This is a genomic window from Termitidicoccus mucosus, from assembly GCF_038725785.1.
GTDB classification, from domain to species: Bacteria; Verrucomicrobiota; Verrucomicrobiia; order Opitutales; family Opitutaceae; genus Termitidicoccus; species Termitidicoccus mucosus.
The window spans coordinates 3,057,315-3,074,404 of the sequence record NZ_CP109796.1 but is presented as its reverse complement, the minus strand read 5'-3'; the positions used below and the strand labels follow the sequence as shown (position 1 = coordinate 3,074,404).

The 17,090-nt window shown below is 65.9% G+C and carries 8 protein-coding genes; 3 read left to right on the top strand and 5 right to left on the bottom strand.

Going from position 1 to position 17,090, the window contains the following annotated elements; translation table 11 throughout:
- Positions 1-148 precede the first annotated feature (148 nt).
- On the bottom strand, positions 149-3,676 hold the full coding sequence (locus tag OH491_RS10775) for a DUF5107 domain-containing protein (RefSeq protein WP_068771404.1): 3,528 nt from the start codon (positions 3,674-3,676) through the stop codon (positions 149-151).
- Between the two features lie 273 nt (positions 3,677-3,949).
- Here OH491_RS10775 and OH491_RS10770 point away from each other — a divergent pair, with 273 nt between their 5' ends.
- Positions 3,950-6,037: a copper-translocating P-type ATPase gene (locus tag OH491_RS10770; protein WP_068771405.1), complete on the top strand. Its 2,088-nt coding sequence runs from the start codon at positions 3,950-3,952 to the stop codon at positions 6,035-6,037.
- A gap of 88 nt (positions 6,038-6,125) precedes the next feature.
- On the top strand, positions 6,126-6,578 hold the full coding sequence (locus OH491_RS10765) for a hypothetical protein (protein ID WP_068771406.1): 453 nt from the start codon (positions 6,126-6,128) through the stop codon (positions 6,576-6,578).
- 162 nt (positions 6,579-6,740) lie between these two features.
- Here OH491_RS10765 and OH491_RS10760 read toward each other — a convergent pair whose 3' ends face one another.
- From OH491_RS10760 to OH491_RS10745, 4 genes are all read right to left on the bottom strand, one after another.
- Complete coding sequence (locus OH491_RS10760) at positions 6,741-9,464, bottom strand: hypothetical protein (RefSeq protein WP_068771407.1); 2,724 nt, start codon at positions 9,462-9,464, stop codon at positions 6,741-6,743.
- 129 nt (positions 9,465-9,593) lie between these two features.
- On the bottom strand, positions 9,594-12,488 hold the full coding sequence (locus tag OH491_RS10755; RefSeq protein ID WP_068771408.1) for a TonB-dependent receptor plug domain-containing protein: 2,895 nt from the start codon (positions 12,486-12,488) through the stop codon (positions 9,594-9,596).
- Positions 12,489-12,924: 436 nt separating this feature from the next.
- A complete protein-coding gene (locus OH491_RS10750; RefSeq protein WP_145928924.1) occupies positions 12,925-15,042 on the bottom strand; it encodes a LysM peptidoglycan-binding domain-containing protein in 2,118 nt (705 codons plus the stop codon).
- Positions 15,043-15,239: 197 nt separating this feature from the next.
- A complete protein-coding gene (locus tag OH491_RS10745) occupies positions 15,240-15,584 on the bottom strand; it encodes a hypothetical protein (protein ID WP_068771410.1) in 345 nt (114 codons plus the stop codon).
- A gap of 144 nt (positions 15,585-15,728) precedes the next feature.
- Here OH491_RS10745 and dgt point away from each other — a divergent pair, with 144 nt between their 5' ends.
- Positions 15,729-17,042, top strand: coding sequence for a dGTP triphosphohydrolase (gene dgt / locus OH491_RS10740; protein ID WP_068771411.1), 1,314 nt, complete (start codon positions 15,729-15,731; stop codon positions 17,040-17,042).
- Positions 17,043-17,090: the final 48 nt, after the last annotated feature.

Below are 17,090 nucleotides of genomic sequence, written 5' to 3'. Positions count from 1 at the left end.
TTTCCAAACGAGATTCACCCTCATGGAGGGCCGAGCTCCTGCGAGGCCGTTGCGGTCATGCGCACCGTTTTCCGGCAACGGCCTCGCAGGAGCTCGGCCCTCCGTCTGAAAGGTGTTTTTCATTGGGAAATGGTGTCACGCCATTCGCTCATATCATCCTCCACGGGAAATTCGCGTCGCGTCTGGCCACCTTTGCGAACAGCCGCTTCGCCTCCGCCGTCCTGCCGAGGCCGTGCAGGGCCTGCGCCTCCATGTAGGCGGCCTTGGTTTCCTGGCGCGCCTGCAAGTCGTCCTCGAAAAGCAGCATCGTCGGCAGCGACGTGGCGAAATAGTCGATTTTTGCCTGCTCCTTCGCCAGCGCGCGCGCATGGGCGAGCAGGCCGCGCAACAGGTCGGCCGCCTCCTTTTCGCGTCCGAGCCTGCGCAGCGCGAGCGCGGAGAAATACGTCATTTCCGAAAACGCGCGCACGCTCATCTCCTGAAAGTCGCCGCGAAACTCCGCGGCCTGCCGCCAGTATTTTCTGGCCGCCGCCGCATCGCCCGCCATCGCGCACGCCTCGCCGAGCCAATGCCAGATCTCGCTGCCATTCGCGAGCGGGTGCCAGTTTTCGCCGAGATTTTCCGGCGGATTGAGCACGCTTTCCAAGCGCCGCCGCGCGCCGCGCGCATCGCCCCGGTCCAGCGCCGCGCGGGCGAGCAGCAGGCCGGCCCGCGCGTATTGCGCCAGCGTCTGGCCCTCGCCGCCTTCCCACGGCTGGAACTGGCGCGATTCCAGAATCCGCAGCGCCTTTTCCGGCGCGCCCGCCTGATTATACAGCGCGCAAAGCTCGACCGAGAGGTCGTCGCGCCGGCTCGTGAGCGCGGGATGGCGTTCCAACTCGCGCAGCCGACGCGCGGGCGATTCGCCCATGCGTTTCCAGAGCTGGTCGCGTTCGAACAACAAGCGCGCATCGCGCGGATCGGCCTTGAAGGCGCGCTCGTAGGCCGCGCGCGCCTTCGCGGGTTTCCCGGCGATGTTGAACCAGCCGATGCCGAGGTTGCGCCACACGATGGAGAATGCCGGGTCGAGCCGCGCGGATTTTTCCCAGAGCGCGATCGCGTCGGCGAAGCGGCGGCGGTCGTAGAGCAGGTTGCCCAGATAATACGGGGCGCGGGCGTCGCGCGGATTTTCGCGCATGGCGAACTCCAGGATCGCGATTTCCTCCGGGCGCGCGGGGAAGCAGTAATCCGGCGGCGCCTTGGCCGCCGCCGCGAGGTGCCGCCGCGTTTCGGCCGCGCGGCCGAGCCTCGCGCACAGCCATGCGCGGTAATACACCACGAGCGGCGCGGTGCCGTCCGTTGTGGCACGGGCTTCCAGCCCGTGCGGGTTGCGTGGCATGGGCGGCCCGCCCATGTGGCGACGCTGCGCGTCGTCTGCCGGCAAGATGCCGGCGCTCCCAGTGGCACGGGCTTCCAGCACCGCGAGCGCGTCGGCAAACAGGCCCGCGCGCGCGAAGTCCAGCGCGAGGTCGAGCCGCGTTTGCATGTCGCAGGAAAGCGGCTCGCCGTTGAGGAAACGCGCCCACCAGTCGAGCGGGTCGAGCGCGAGCGTGTCGCGGAGTTGCGCGTCGGCCTCGTCGTCGCGGCCGAGCTTGCGCAGCACGATCGCGCGCAGGTCGCGGGCCTTGAGGTTGTCGGTGTTCACGCGCAGCGCGCGGTCGAGATGATCGAGCGCCGCCGTCCAGTCGCCGCGCAGGCAATCGAGCTCCGCCAGCGCGTGAAAGCCGGCCGCCTGCCACGCGTGGTTCCAAGTGGCCTTGTAGAAAAACGCATAGGCTTCGTCGAGCAGCGGAGCGGCGGCGGCGCGGGCTGCGTGGCGCGCTCGACTCGCCCGTGGGCTTGCGTCCGCGGCGCGGAGCGCCGTCAACATGGGCGAGACGCCCATGCCACACGATCCCACGGCGGGGACACACGCGACACGTTCGGCGCGCATGCGCAGGGTCAGGCCGAGGTTGTACCACGGCTCGCCGTCGCAGGGATTCGGGTTGCGGCGCGTCAGCCGCCCGATGGCGGCGCGGAAGTGCGCCTCCGCCTCAGCAAGTTCGCCGCGCCGCAGGTGCCAGCGGCCAAGGGCGTTGTGACAGCGCGAGTCGCCCGGGTCGCGGCGCAACGCCTCGCGCCAGTAAGGCTCGGGGTGCCGCGTGGCGTGGCGATACTGTTCGAGGTGAAGCCCCGTCACGTAAAGTTCGTCGTTGTTCGTAATGCCGGCGGGCAGCGGCGGCTCGGTCGCGGGCGGCGGCACGGTTTTCTTTTGCGGCGGCGCCTTGGGGGAATGGGCGATGAGTTCGCGGCCGCCGGCGGCGCACACGACGAGGCGCAGGTCGGTTTCCCTGAGCCGGCGCGCGCGCGGCAGTTTGATCTCCTCGACGAGCGGCTGGTCCGGGGCGAGGTCGCGGGTGAACTCGCACACGAGCCGGTCTTTCGCCAGCAGGCGCACGCGGGCCCCGGTTTGTAGTGAAGAAACGGATACGCCGATGCGTGCGGTGCCGCGTTTCGCGTCAACGCGCAGGCTCGCGGCGGCGTCGAGGTTCGCCTTTTGCGCGGGGCCGATTTTTTGCACCGGATACCAATACTGGCTCCAAGTCTTCGTCTCGCCCGGCATGAGCCAGGCGAAGTCGGGCTGGTTGTCGGTGTAAACGCCGGCCATCAGCTCGACATACGGCGCGCATTCGCCGTTTTCGTCGTGGTCGGTCAGGTGCCGGTCCCAGGCGTGGCCGAATCCGGCGTTGCCCCACACCCATTGTTTTTTTCCGGGCGAGATGTGATGGTTCGCGATGTGGATGACACCGGCCTCGCGCGCGTGGTCGTAGCCGCCGAAGAAATCCTCGCCCGTGCCCATGCACATGTAGGAGGTGGGGACGGGGATGTTGCCATACCACGAAAGGTCGTTGGCCGCGTAGCCGTGCGCGGTTTTGCGGCCGGCGCGCGCGCCGTAATCGACGCCGTAATAATGCCCGCGGCAGAGCGGAAACCCGCTCATCGCGCGCTTCGCGTGGTCGGCCACGTAATGCACGTCGGGCGGAAACACCGACTGGTAGAGCGCGTGCGCGCGCACGCCGACGTTGGCCCACCAGAGGAAGGTCTGCGCGCCCGGCGTGCCGTTGTAAACGCGCGCCCTCAGCTCGATGTAGTTTTTATCCGGATACAGGCGGACGCCGTGCATGCCCTTCATGCGGTTGAGCGGCTCGTGCTCGCTCATCCAGACGGTGCGCGAGCCGTCCGGGTGCGACTCGACCGACACGTCCGCCGGCATGAAGGTCGAGGGGCGGTGATGCTGCGGCCAGTTGAACTCCACGCCGCCCGAGATCCACGGGCCGGCAAGGCCGACCAGCGCGGGCTTGATGACGTTTTGCCGGTAGAAAAAATCGTAGCCGTTGGTCTTGTCGAGGCCGGCATGGATGCGCCCGCCGAGTTGCGGCAGCACGGTCACGCGCACGAACTCGTTTTCGATATGGACGGCCTCCCAGCGTTCGTCGGTTTTTTCCTGCGCGATGCGGTCGGTGAACGGCAGCGGATAAACTTTGCCGCTGCTGCCCTGATAGACGCGCTTTTCCAGAAACATCGGGTTTTTGTCCGGCGCGTGCGGCAGGTAGGTGGGAATGACAAGGGTCTCGCGGGTGACGGTGACGGATGGCATGAGAGGTGAAAGTTTGACTGATATTATCCATCGGGAGCGCGAATGGCAATGGATGGGATTCTGATAAAGCTGGATTATTTTATGATCCGTGGTGCGGGCATCCTATATGCCGTCGAAAACAAAGGCGCGAAGCGCCGGTGACTCCAAAAAAGCCGCGCTTCGCGCGATAAAATAACGATGGCAGGCAAGGATGCCTGTGCTACGGTTGCGCCCGGCCGGACGCGTTCAGCGAGGGGTTGCGGCGCGCGCGGCGTATCACTAGATTTAACCATCATGCCCGACCACTGCAGCGATCCCGCCGGAAACAAAAACACCGATCACACCGGCGCGCCTCCGTCCGACGCGCCCGTTTACATGGGCCTGCCCGACGCCCGCGTGCTCCTGCCGCGGTTCTGGGTGGCGCTTGCGCTCACGCTTCCCGTGCTCGTGCTCTCCATGGGCGAGATGATCGCGCCCGCGTTTTTCCACCGTCTCTTCGCCGGCGCGCCCGCGGCGCTCAACGGCTGGCTGCAATTCGCGCTCACCACGCCGGTGTTTTTCTGGTGCGGAAAATTCTTCATCCGCCGCTGGTGGCGCTCCATCCGCGAGCGCGACACCAACATGTTCACCCTCACCGTGACCGGCACCGGCGCGGCCTATGTTTACAGCACGGCCGCGCTCCTGCTCGGCGACGCGCTGCCCCCCTCGTTCCAGACCGCGCACGGCGTGCCGCTTTACTTCGAGGGCGCGGCCGTCATCACCACGCTCGTCCTCCTGGGACAGATCATCGAGCAGCGCGCCCACGCCCGCACCGACGCCGCCATTCGCGCGCTCATGGCTCTGGCGCCCGCCACCGCGCATCTCGTCCATGCCGACGGAGGCGAGGAGGATGTGCCGCTCGAAACCATCCAGCCCGGCGACACCCTTCGCGTGCGTCCCGGCGAAAAGGTGCCTGTGGACGGCGCCATCGTTTCCGGCGCGAGCGCGGTCAACGAGTCCATGCTCACGGGCGAGCCCGTGCCGGTGGAAAAGAAGGCCGGCGACGCGGTCTCGGCGGGCACGCTCAACACGACCGGCGCGTTTCTCTTCCGGGCCACGCGCGTGGGGCGCGACACGCTCCTCGCGCAAATCATCCGCCTGGTCGAGGAGGCGCAGGAAACCGACGCGCCCATCGCGCGGCTGGCCGACCGCGTGTCGGCGGTGTTCGTGCCCGCGGTGCTCGGCGTGTCCGCCCTTTCGTTTGTCCTCTGGCTCGTGCTCGGGCCCGCGCCGGCGTTCGCGCACGCGCTGCTCAGCGCCGTGGCCGTGCTTATCATCGCGTGCCCCTGCGCGCTCGGGCTGGCCACGCCGGTCGCGCTCGTCACCGGCATCGGCCGCGGCGCGCAGGCCGGCGTGCTGGTGAAGGATGCCGCCGCCCTGGAGCGGCTCTCCTCCGCCCGCACCCTGCTCATCGACAAGACCGGCACGCTCACCGAGGGCCGCCCCGCGCTCACCGGCATTGTGCCCGCGCCCGGCTGCGACCTCGCCGAGGACGAGTTGCTCCGCCTCGCCGCCGCCGCGGAGGCGCCCAGCGAGCACCCGCTGGCCCGGGCCATCACCGGGGCCGCAAAGGCGCGCGGGCTCGCGCTCCCTCCCGCCGAAAATTTTGCCGCCGCGCCGGGCGCCGGCGTCACCGCCATTGTATCGGGAAAACAAATACAACTGACCCGCGCGGAGGAAGGAGGCGCGGAGCGCCGTCCCGCGGGCGGGGCGCCCGCGTCGCAAGACTCGGCCACCCTCGTCGCCCTCCTCATCGACGGACGCCATGCGGCCACGCTCGCGCTTTCCGACACGGTGAAGCCGACCACGCCCGCGGCCATCGCCGAACTGCACCGCCTCGGGCTGCGCGTCGTGATGGTCACCGGCGACCGTGAAGGCGCGGCGCGCGCCATCGCGGGACCGCTTGGGATCGACGCCGTTCACGCCGGGGCCACGCCCGCCTCGAAACAGCAGCTCGTGCGCGGGCACCAGGCGCGCGGGGAGACCGTCATCTTCGCGGGCGACGGGCTCAACGACGCCCCCGCGCTCGCCGCCGCCGACGTGAGCATCGCGATGGGCGCGGGCACGGATGTCGCGATGGCCAGCGCGGGCCTCGTCCTCGTGCGCGGCGACCTGCGCGGCATCGTGAAAGCCATTCATCTCAGCCGCGCCACGCTGCGCTCCATCAGGCAGAATCTCTTTCTCGCCTTCTTCTACAACAGCCTTGGCATTCCGCTGGCGGCCGGGCTGCTCTATCCGGTCTTTGGCTGGCAGCTTAATCCCATGTTTGCCGCCGCGGCGATGAGTCTCAGTTCCCTCAGTGTCGTCGGCAACTCCCTCCGCCTGCGCCGGATGCGGTTGTAGGGGTTCAATTTGTAATGGAAATGCTCAAACTGGAAGACCTTGACGACGCCATGAGGAACGCATCCGCTTTCCGCTGGTCATTTTTCTTATGAAAATAACCACTCTCATCCCCGCGCTCGCCGTTGCGCTGCTTGCGCTCGTTTTTGCCGGATGCAGCACCATCGGCAGCCGCATCAAGGAAAAGGCCGCCGTTTTCGACACCCTCACGCCCGAGGAGCAGGCCAGCATCCGCCAGGGCTCGGTCGGGCTCGATTACACGATCGACATGGTTTACATGGCGCTCGGCAAACCTGACCATGTGACGGAAAAGGTCACATCCGGCGGGGCGGACACCACGTGGATCTATAACAATTATTACCAGGAATACGCCGGCACGCATTTTGTCGGTTATCGCCGTCACATGACCTACGATGCCCAGTCGAAACGCTGGATTGCCTATTACGTGCCCATCCACGAGCCGGTTTACCGCACGCGCATTGAGGAAATAGCCCGCGTGCAGTTCAAGGACGGCAAAGTCATCGCGATCGAGCAGCCGAAATAAACCTGAAAACCGCGATTGGGTCGAGTGGCACGGGCGTCCCGCCCGTGTTCTGCTGGCGCGCAAACCAGTGCGGCTGCCAAACCGCATGGGCGAGTCGCCCATGCCACGCGGACCCACGGGCGGGACGCCCGTGCCACTCGACCCGCCAATCGCGGCCTCGTGTCAGCGCCGGCGAACGGGGGGCTCGGGAAAAGGCACCGAGTCGGCCGGAAGATGGTCTTTGCAGAGTTCGAGGAGTTGAATCGTGGTGAGGCCGGTTTGCGCGGCGGAGTTGGTGGAGACGCCCAGCGATTCCTCGACCGGCTTGAGCGAGTCGGCCCCGTTGATCCATTTCGGGGCGGCCCGGCGCGTGGACATGCGGGCCCAATCGGCGATGGCGCGCTCGGCGAAGGGCGCGCTTTTCGTGTGCGCGTAGGCGTAGGCCGCCATGCGCGGGCCGCTTTGCTCGCGCAGGACGTAGCGCGCGTCCATGCCCTCGTCGCCGGTTTTCTGGTCCCGTTTCAGCACGTCGGCGGGCGCGCCGCCGATGCGGCAGTATTGCAGCCAGGCGCGCGCGAAATCCTCGCGCCCGAGCAGCGCCACCAGCTCGAACATCACCTCGGCGCCGCCCTGGATCGTGGCGAGGTTGTAACTCACGGGGACGGGTTCCTTGGCGATCGGGTCGCGGATGGGGGTGAGCTTGCCGGTCTTGATGTCGTAGCCGACGGTCATGCTGCCGCCGCCCTTGAGCGGGCCGATTTCACCGGTGAGGATGTCGGGGTTCAGGCCGTTGCGCTGGCCGGTTTGAATCCAGTAGGGCATTGCCATGATGGAGTCTACGCCGGCGAGGATGCGGTCGCGCCAGCGGGCGTCGCCGGTGCGCTCCCACTCGGCCATCCAGTTGCCGGCGAGCACAAACCAGTCGGGGCCGATGCGGATGCGCGAGTCGAATTCCGGCTCGCCGGGCACTTGCGGCTGCGCGAGGCGCATGGGGTCGTAGCGGGCGACGGATTCGTCGGCCTTCGTCGTCATGCGCATGATGTCGCCGGTGCGCTCGTCGGCGGTCAGGTAATAAAACGCGCGCCAGTGCACGGCCTGGCTGACGCGCGCCTCCTTCGCGCCGCAGCCCCACTTGATGACGTTGTGGCGCGAGCCGAGCCCGGCCATCGGGCCGAGGTGATAGACGTTGGTTTCGCTGGTGTTGCGGGTGTTGGCTTCGGCGAGGCGGAAGATGTCGGCGCGCCCGGTGCGCAGGAAGCTGTACCAGAGCCAGAGGGGCACGCCGAGCTCGGTGTTCTGCCACGCATGCCCGCCCCAGTCGTAATGCCAGAGGTGGCGCGGCGCGGAATACGAGTGCATGAAGTCGCCGTATTGCCAGAAACCGTACCAGTCGCGCTCGTCCACCTGGCGCTGGTAAAACGCGAGCACGGAGTCGAGGCCGTCCTCGGCCTGCCTTTTGAAGGCGGTGGAGCGGTCGGGCAGGCTCCACACGCCGAAAACTTTCGTGGAGTGCATGTATTCAGGGGTGGATACAAGCAGCGGCAGAGCCGAGCCCGCGCGGGCATCGGCCGCGGCGGCGGCGCGCGAGGGCAGGGCGGCGGACGGGAAGAGCATCAGCTCGCTCGTGCGGGCCACGCCGTAGGCCGTGCTCATGCCGGGCTGCACGTCCTCGTAGGAGGCGCGGAGGGTGTGCCCGCGGATGTCGTAGTGGCGCATGTCCATTTCCTGCGCGTCGGGCGACCAGAGCCAGGCGGTGAGCTGCGCCGTGGCGGTGCTCGCGCGGCGGACTTCGAGCGAGGCGGGATAGGACTGCCAGAAGTCCTTTATGCCGACGCCGAGCCCGCCCCCGAGGTCGCCGGCAAACACGTAGCCGCCCGCGCGCGAGCCCGCGGCGGAGGCGAGCCAGGTGCTCCAGCGGTTGGTGCGCTTGACGATGTTGAAGCCGTGCGGATTGGGCTGCACGAGCTTGAAGTCGTCCCAGACCGCGTTTTCAAAAAACTCGCCGGTGATGGCAAAGGGCTTTCCCGTTTCCTGATCGATGCTGCCGCCGCCCGGCTGAAGCGGCTCCGACCACACGCCGCCGTTTTCACCCGCGAAGCGCACCGTGCGGTTTTGCACCTGCTCGCGCATCGGGACATCGAAGCGCACGCCGAGCCCGCGCACGAAGTCCTTTTCCTGGTCGCCGTCAAACACGATGGTGTGCACCATGCGCACCGCCGTTTGCCCGCTGTAGAAATAGAGCCGCACGGTGAACGGCAGCCACTCGCGCCCCGAGCGCGCGCCGCGGTGGAAGCCCTCAAGGCGCACGACGGCGCGCACCGGGCCGGATTGCTCGACGACGGCGGATTTCACGATGCTGGCGAAGGATTCGCGTCCCGGCGCGGCGGTGTCGTCGGGCTCGGGCGCGGGGCCGTTTTGCAGGAGGCAGACGAGCCTGCCCGCGCGCGCGGCCTCGCGGTCGCCTATGCGGAGCGAATCGATGAGGTTTTCGCCGCCTTCGCCGGGAATGGCGCAGACGAGCGCGCCGGTGTCGATGACGATGGCGCGTCCGTCGCGCGTCACGCGCAGCGCGCCCGCCGCGGCCGGCGACTGGGCGACGGTCAGTTTCGCCTCGATGGAGAATCCGGCGGGCACGACGGTGGCGATGCCGCTCCATTTGAGCGAGCCGTCGGGCCAGTAGGCGAGCGGCCAGGTTTGCACGGGGAGCGTCTGCCCGTCCGCGCTGAGGGTGAAGGCGGCGTCGCGTCCCACCGCGCCCTGCGGCCAGGGGACGCCGAAGCTCACGCCGGTGTTTTGGGCGGGCGGTGTTTCATCGAGCCAGCGGAGGGTGGTCTCCTGAGCGTGTGCGATGGTCATGATGGAGCCGAGCAGGGCAAGGGAGCAGAATCGAAGGAGCGGGGAATTCATGTTGGGAATCGTCCAGATTTTTCGTGTGCTGTCGCGAGCGCGGTGCGCTTGACAGTATGATACGGGGCCAAGATCGAAAACTTTTGGGCTGCATCCCGCCGCAGCCCAGTGCCGCGGCGGGACGGCGCGTCAGAATTCAAACGTGTTGGTCACGGCCAGGGTGCGCGGGGCGACGAGATTATACACTTGCACGACTCCCGCGCTGTCAACGCGCTGGGCGAGGCGATCCTGGTTGTCGAAGAGATTCCGGATGTTGGCCTGGATGCGCCACGCGATCCTGCCTCGGAAAATCTTGCGGCTGTAGCCGATGAACGCATCCACCTCGGTGAGGGGTTTCCCGTAAATCGGCTGGCTGATGTCGATGGTTTCCAGCGGACCCGTGACCAGGCCGGGATAGGCGAACTCCATGTCTTCGGGCCGGACGGTTTTGGTCTTATAGCCAAGCGTCATTTTGCTGCGCCAGATATACGAGCCGCCCACGAAGAGGTTCTTGAGCGCGCCGCGCTCAAAGGTGTAGCGCATGGTGGCATTGAGGCGATACTTGCGGAGCGCGGGATTCGAGCGTCCCTCGAGTTCGCGAATGTAGTTCCAGCTCGATATGACGTTGGAATTGATATACCCCCCGACGGTCTGGCTGGCATTGTTGTGCAGGACCGCGTTTCCATAGTCGGCCCACACGGGAAGGCGCGCGTTGATAAAATCGAACCAGTCTTGCGCGATGTTGGATTCCGACGCCTTGGTTTTCGCCAGCCCGATGCTGATGCGCCAGGCCGGGGTCGGGTTTGCCACCAGTTCTGCTTCGTAGCCCTCCGAGCGCGTATCGGAGGACACATCGTAAACCTCGCGTCCGGTAAAACTGGTGCCGGATGCGTTTTCGGCCACCGCCGTCTCGTAGGAGGCAAACGCCGGGTTTTGCGGCGCGCCGGCATCGAGCACGCTTTTTTCGATGTTATACACCGTGTCGCGGAATGGGTTAATGCCGCCGATGCCGGTGCCGGCGCGGTAGCTGGAGAGGCCGTCGAGCAGCACCGACTCGTATTTGTTCACGCGCAGCGAGACGAGGCCGTTGAGCAGGTGGACGCTGACGCCGTAGTCCTTGCCCTCGCCATCGCCGGAGGGCTTGGCCGAGCCGTCGAGGTTGATGGCCGAGGTGCTGGAGGGATTCTGGCTGTTGGATTCGTTGTAGTGGAAAGAAAGCCACTTGTACGGGTGGACCACCACGCCCTTGAGGTCGGTTTTGAGTTTTTTGTCGCTGGCGTGGGCGAATCCGTCCCGGCGATCAATGAGCGAGATCAGGTTTCCGCCGGCGTCGGTCAGCCGGACCGGCAGGGAACCGCTGCTGTCATCCGCCCTCTTTCCATAGGCGAGGACGATGCGGTCCTGCAGCAGATAATACTGGGCGGCAAAGAGGCGTGTGTCGATGTCCGTGGCCTCGCCGTTGGCGGCGGAATAGACGGCGTGAGGACCGAAAGGGGAATTGATGGCAGTCGCCGTGCCGGGAAGCGTGTAATCCGAGAAGAGGTTGACCGGGATGTTCACATGATAGACGCCCTCGGCGGACGGATCGTCCTGCCGGTCGACATAGACCCGGAGATAAGGCACCTCGCCGCCGCCCGCCACGGATGGCGCCGCCCGCTGCAGGATGCGCCAGTTGCGGTCGCGGGCCAGCATGCCGGCCACCCGGAGGCGGCCAAGCCAGCGCGCCCAATCGTCGCGCCGGGTGAAATCGAGGTCATAGGACGCCGTGACGCGGGCGTGGCGGCTTTGGTTCCACGCGGCCCCGGAGCTCAGCGTGCCCTGCACGTAGTAGCGCCCCTGGTTGGGGTTGAGCGTGGTCCCGTCCGGCAGGTAACGGTTCGCATCCACCGCGAGGGTGGTGGCGCCGGTGCCTCCGTATTCCACGAAACGCTGCTCATAGTTTTCCTCGTTGTAGCCGAGCTCCACGTAGAAATTCTTGAAGGGATTCAGCTCAACGCTGACGCCCCACAGGTCGCCATCCAGCTGGTTGCGCAGGCCGTTGCCGGTGATGTTGGCATCAACCGGAAACGCGGCGGCATCGCCGATGCTGTGCTCGAACCCGTCGGCTCCCTGGATGATGGAGTCATAGCCGCGGGTGATGACGGTATTGGTCCAGTAGGCGAGCGGGACGTTTCCGAGGGATTGTCCCGTGACGTAGACTTGCCGGCTTGTGGCGTTGTTTCCGGTGAAGGGAAGAAAGACCGGCGAGTAACCCGGGGCCGACGGATCGTTGCTGTTGGCGGGCAGCGGGTTGCCCGAGGCGTTGTCGTATATCGGCCGTCCGGCCTCCACCCACGGTGTCACCCGGTCCTTGGCGACGGTGTTATACACGGGCTGGCGCTTGATATCCACGGTCTCATACCAGGCTCGGAGACTGAGCCAGCGTGCGGGATCGACCGACAGGGTGACAAAACCGCGTTCGGCATCCTCGTAATTGGGTTTGCGGAAGCTCTCGCCATGCTGCTTGAGGCCGGTGGCGCGGATGGAAACGATGTTTTTCCAGAGCGGCTGGTTGACATCCAGCGCGGCGCGCCAGCCATCCTCGGTGTCGAAACGGAATTCCGCACTGTAACGGGAGCTTTCGTGAAAGGCGCGCTTGAACAAAGTGTCGATGCTGCCCGCCGGATTGCCGGAGCCAAAGAGAATGGCATTGGGACCGCTGGCAAAGGTGAAACGCTCGGTGTTGTAGGTGTCGATGGGCAGGTAGGTCGGGAAAAAATCGTGGGTGGTGGTCGAAACCGCGAGCCCGCGTGTCCGGCTGGGACCCAGGAAGGGGTTCAGCGAAAGCGAGGTATTGTTGGTCGTGGTGGCGTCATAGTATTCACCCGGATTCTCCACATTGAGCGAATAACGCAGCGCCTCATCGAGCGTGTTGGCCCCCACATCCGCCAGAAATTCCGGGGTCATGATGGAAACTTGGGACGAGACATCGCGGAGGGAGGTCTTCAAGCGGCTGCCAGAAAGGGTTTCCCGGGCGACATAACCCACATCGCGGGATGAGTTCACGCGGAAAGGACTGAGTGTCACCACATCCTTGGCGGATGGATCGGAAGACGCGGCTCCAGTATCGGAGGAAACCACGGGAACAACCGGAGATGGCTCGATTGATTTCGACTCTGGCACCACGGACTGGGCATGGATCACAGCCGCGGAAGCAAACAAACCAAGCGCAAGGATTCCTGGATATGCAGTTCTCCGCCCGATGAATGGAGATAATGCAATTTGCTGCAATTCATGATAATAATGAGACAATAATGTCTTCTTCTTTTTCGATATTTGTAGGTGTTTCGTCAACATGGTGGTGAATCTCCCCGTGGTTCCCCTCCAGTTGACTGGTCGCAGAATTGTCGTTACTTGATTTTATTAGTATAATTGGTCAAGAATTAAATCCTATTAAAATAGAGTGAATTAAATTACATTAAAATAGGCGTTCCGGTATGTGTTACGGGATGACGATTTCCATGCCGAGGGCGAGCGCGGCGGGGTCTTTCAGCTTGTCGCGATTGGCTTCGTAGATTTCAGGCCAGCGCGCGGCGGAGCCGTAGTAGGCCTTGGCGATTTCGGAAAGAGTTTCGCCAGGCTTGACCGTGTGCATACGCGGGGCGGCGGTCGTCGGCGCGGGCGCGGCGGACCGCGGGCGGGAGGGGGCGCTGCGCGAGGAGACGGCTTCCGGCGGCGGGGGGATGGCGGCGGTGGGCGCGGCGGACTGGGCGGCGCGTTCGGCGAGGCGCGTTTTCAGGGTTTCGTTTTCGGCGGCGAGCGCGTCGGCGGTTTCGCGGAGTTGCGCGAGCTGGGTTTGCGCCGAACTTTGCGAGGCGGCGGACTCGGCGCGCGTGGCGTCGAGCCGGGCATGAGCCTCGGCAAGAAGCGCGCTGGTCTTTTCGTGCCCGGCGCGGGCGGCCTCAAGCTCGCCCGCGGTGGCGTCGGCTCGGGCGCGGGACTTGTCCGATTCCGTCTGCGCGGTTTCCAACTCGGCCCGGACGGTTTCCAGTTCGGCTTTGGCGGCTTCGAGGTCGGCGGAAAGTTTTTGGGCGGAGGCGCCGGCCTGTTGCTCAAGGAGGGCGTTTTTGGCCTGCTCGTCCTCAAGCCGGGCGCGGGCTTCGGCAAGGAGCGCGAGGGTCTTTTCATGTTCGGCGCGGGCAGTCTCAAGCTCGCTCGCGCCGGTGTCGGCGCGGGTCCGGGCGCCGGCCAGGGCGGATTCCGCCGCGATGGTTTTTTCGCGGGCCTCATCGCGTTCGAGGCGCAGTTTCTCGCTGTCGGTTTTCGCTTGCGCGGCTTCGTCGGCGGAACGGGCGACGCGGGTCTTGGCGTCGGCGAGACTGGCTTCGAGGGTTTCGATCTGCTGGCGAAGCGCGCCGGTCTCGGCGTCGGACCGGGTGGCGGACGCGCGGATTTCGTCGAGCTGGGTTTGCAGGCTGTCTCGGGCGGTGGTGACATCGGCGAGTTGCCGGCGGAGCGATTTGGCTTCGTCCGTGGTTTGCCCGGCGGCGGCGCGGAGCCCGTCAAGCTGGCCTTGGGCGTCGGCGAGTTGCTGCTGGAGCGCGGTGTTTTGTGTGGAGGCCTCGCCGTGTCTGGCTTGCGCTTCGGAGAGTTGCTGGTTGAGGCGGGCGTTTTCGTCTTGCGCGGTTGCGAGTTGGGTGCGGGCGGTTTCGAGCTGGCCGGCGGTCTGGGTCTGGCGGTCGAGGGCGGCTTGCTGCTCGTGCTTCGTGGTGTCGGAGTCGGACGCGAGTTTCTTTTCAGCGTCGGCAAGCCGCGCGGCGAGGTCGGCGGCCTGCCGTTCGAGCGAGGCGCGGGCTTCGCGCTGGGCGGCCAGTTCTTCATTGGCGCCAAGGCGCGCCTGCTCGCCGAGGTCGCGGGCCTGTTCGAGCTGGCCGGTCAGGGTCTTGTTTTCGCCGGAGAGTTCGTTGAGCCGTTTTTCAAGTGCGGCGGCTGACTGGCGCGCGGCGGCGAGTTCGCCGGCCAGGCTGTCGGCGCGTTGTTTTTCGCTGGCGAGGGATGAGGCGAGCTCGAGCTGGGCGGCGGCGAGCGCGGCCTTCCCGGGCTCCGGTTCGGAAACGGGCGGCGGCGCGCTGACCGGAGATGTCTCCACGGGGGAAATGCGGGCGGCGGCGACAGGCGAGGCGGCCAGGGGCGCGGCTTCGACCGGGCTTTTGCCGGGGGCGGCGCTGACGGGTGAGATCGCGGCGGCGGCCACAGGCGGGCGGGCGGCTTTGACCGGGGCGGTGTCGGCGCGAAGCTCCGCGAGGCGCTGGCGGGCGCGCGCGGTTTGCCTCGCATTGAGGCGCGCGAGAAGGGCGTCGAGGGCGATGCCGGTGGCGCCGTTGTCGGCGGCGAGTTGCATCCAGGCATAGGCCTCGGCGGGGTCGTAAACCGACTCCCGCCGGTCCAGGTAGACGAGGCCGAGGTCGTATTGCGCGGCGGCGGAGCCTGCGGCGGCTTGTTCGCGGAGCGCGGCGAGTTCGTCCGGGGTGACGGCCGGCGCGCGCAAGCCGGCCAGCATCGCGACGGCGAGTACAACTACGAAGAAGGCGCGACGATGTCCGGAGGTATTAAGGTTCATTCCGAGGCGGGGAGTTGTCGAGGCAAGGTGGAGAAAAACCGCGTTAATGCAAACGGCGGGCTGCGGCGGCCTTGAAAGGGCAAAGACATGGAAGCCAAAGTCGGCCATCCAGTTGCGGAATGCAAGCAGACACCGGACCGGTGCGGGGTTTTGCATTTCACCTGAAACCGCCCTCCCGAGAGGGCGGGGAGGCCGGTTTATGCCTGGCCGGCAGGCGTGTTTTTCCAGAGGCGGTAGGCTTCGACCCACTCGTATCCCGCGGGCAGCGGGGCCACGAATTTGAGTTCGAGCACGGAGGTGTTTTGCCGGTGCCGCCCGCTGGCGCACACGGCCTCGATGGTGTCGTCCTCGGTGACCTTGATTCTTTCCAGCGTCATCGGTGCGCCGCCGATCACGACCTCGCAGGGCAGGTCGAGGTGCTCGTCGATCATGGTATAGAATCCGGTGGTTTTTTCGGACTCGTTGTAACAATCCGCCGTGGCCTCGGCGACCATCGCTTGCAATTTGCTTTTGCTGAATTGTGGCGTGGAAGGTGGCGTCATTGTTTTTCGCGCATTTTGAAAACTCATGTCGAGGAACGATGGCAAGCGCAGAAGTTTAGTGGCGCCGGCCAAGGGGCCGATCCGGGCGCGGACAGAGCTTGGGGTTGCACCCGCCTGCCGGTGTGCTGGAGTCGAGGCGTCCGCATGAAAAGCCAAAACCGCTTCTACTCCGAGTTCGACACGCAGACACTCCAGGCCGCTTCGGGCGAGGCGGCGCGGCCCGGGGATTACCGCAGCCCGTTCCAGATCGACCGCGACCGGCTCATCCATTCGCACGCGTTCCGGAAGCTCCAGTCGAAGACGCAGGTGTTTTTGTCGGGCGAGTATGACTTTTACCGCACGCGGCTGACGCATTCGATGGAGGTGGCGCAGATCGGGCGGTCCATCTGCCAGTTTCTGCGCGCCCCGGCCTGCGCGAGCCACGCGCTGCTGGCGGATGATTTTTATATCGACGGCGACCTGGTCGAGGCGGTGTGCCTGGCGCACGATCTGGGGCATCCGCCGTTCGGGCATTCGGGCGAGCGCACGTTGCAGGAGATCATGCGCGCCCACGGCGGTTTCGAGGGCAACGCGCAGACGCTGCGGCTGCTGGCCGACACGATTTTCGAAACGGAGTCGGACATCCGCGGCATGCAGCCGACGCGCGCGCTGGCGGACGGCGTGTTGAAATACAAAAAACTCTACCACGAGTTTTCCAAGCCGCCGCAGCATCACTTCATCTACGACTCGCAGCGCGCGCACCGGGATTTTGTCTTCGACGGCGCGGCCATCCCGGAGGAGCTGCACGAGGACGAGGCGCTGAACAAGTTCAAGTCGGTGGAATGCCAGATCATGGACTGGGCGGACGACACGGCCTATTCGCTCAACGACATCGTGGACGGCGTGAAGGCGGGCTTCCTCACGATCGAGCGCATCGAGGCGTGGGCCGCCCGGGGGAACGTGGAGGCGGATTCGTTGCGCGAGCGCTGGCTGGACACGCTCATCGATGCGATCCGGCGCGACCGGCTGGAGTCGCGGTTTGCGCGGCGCATCGGGCACTTCGTGCGGGCGTGCCGGCTGCGCGAGCGCGAGGACGAGAATTTCATGATGGGGCGCACCCACCGCTATCGCTTCGAGTTGCTGGTGGACGTGGAGGCGGAGAGCGAGGCGCTGTTTTATAAAAAGATGGCCAACGACATCATTTTCGAAAGCCCGCAACTCCAGCAGATCGAATACAAGGCGCGGCGCGTGCTGTTCAGCCTGTGGGAGGCGGCGTGGGAAAACTACGCCGGGCACGGGGAGCGCCGGATAAAAATCCTGCCGCCGCGCGTGGCGCGCCAGCTTCTGACGGCGCACGGCACGGACGAAAAGGCGCGCTGCATTTGCGACTGGCTGGCGGGGCTGACCGACGGCATGATCGTGCGGACTTACCGGCGGCTGTTCGACCCGGAGTTCGGAAGCATCCGGGACCTGAGCTGAGGTCAAATCGTTCCCGTTCGCTCTATTTTTCAGAAAAGAGAACGAGAA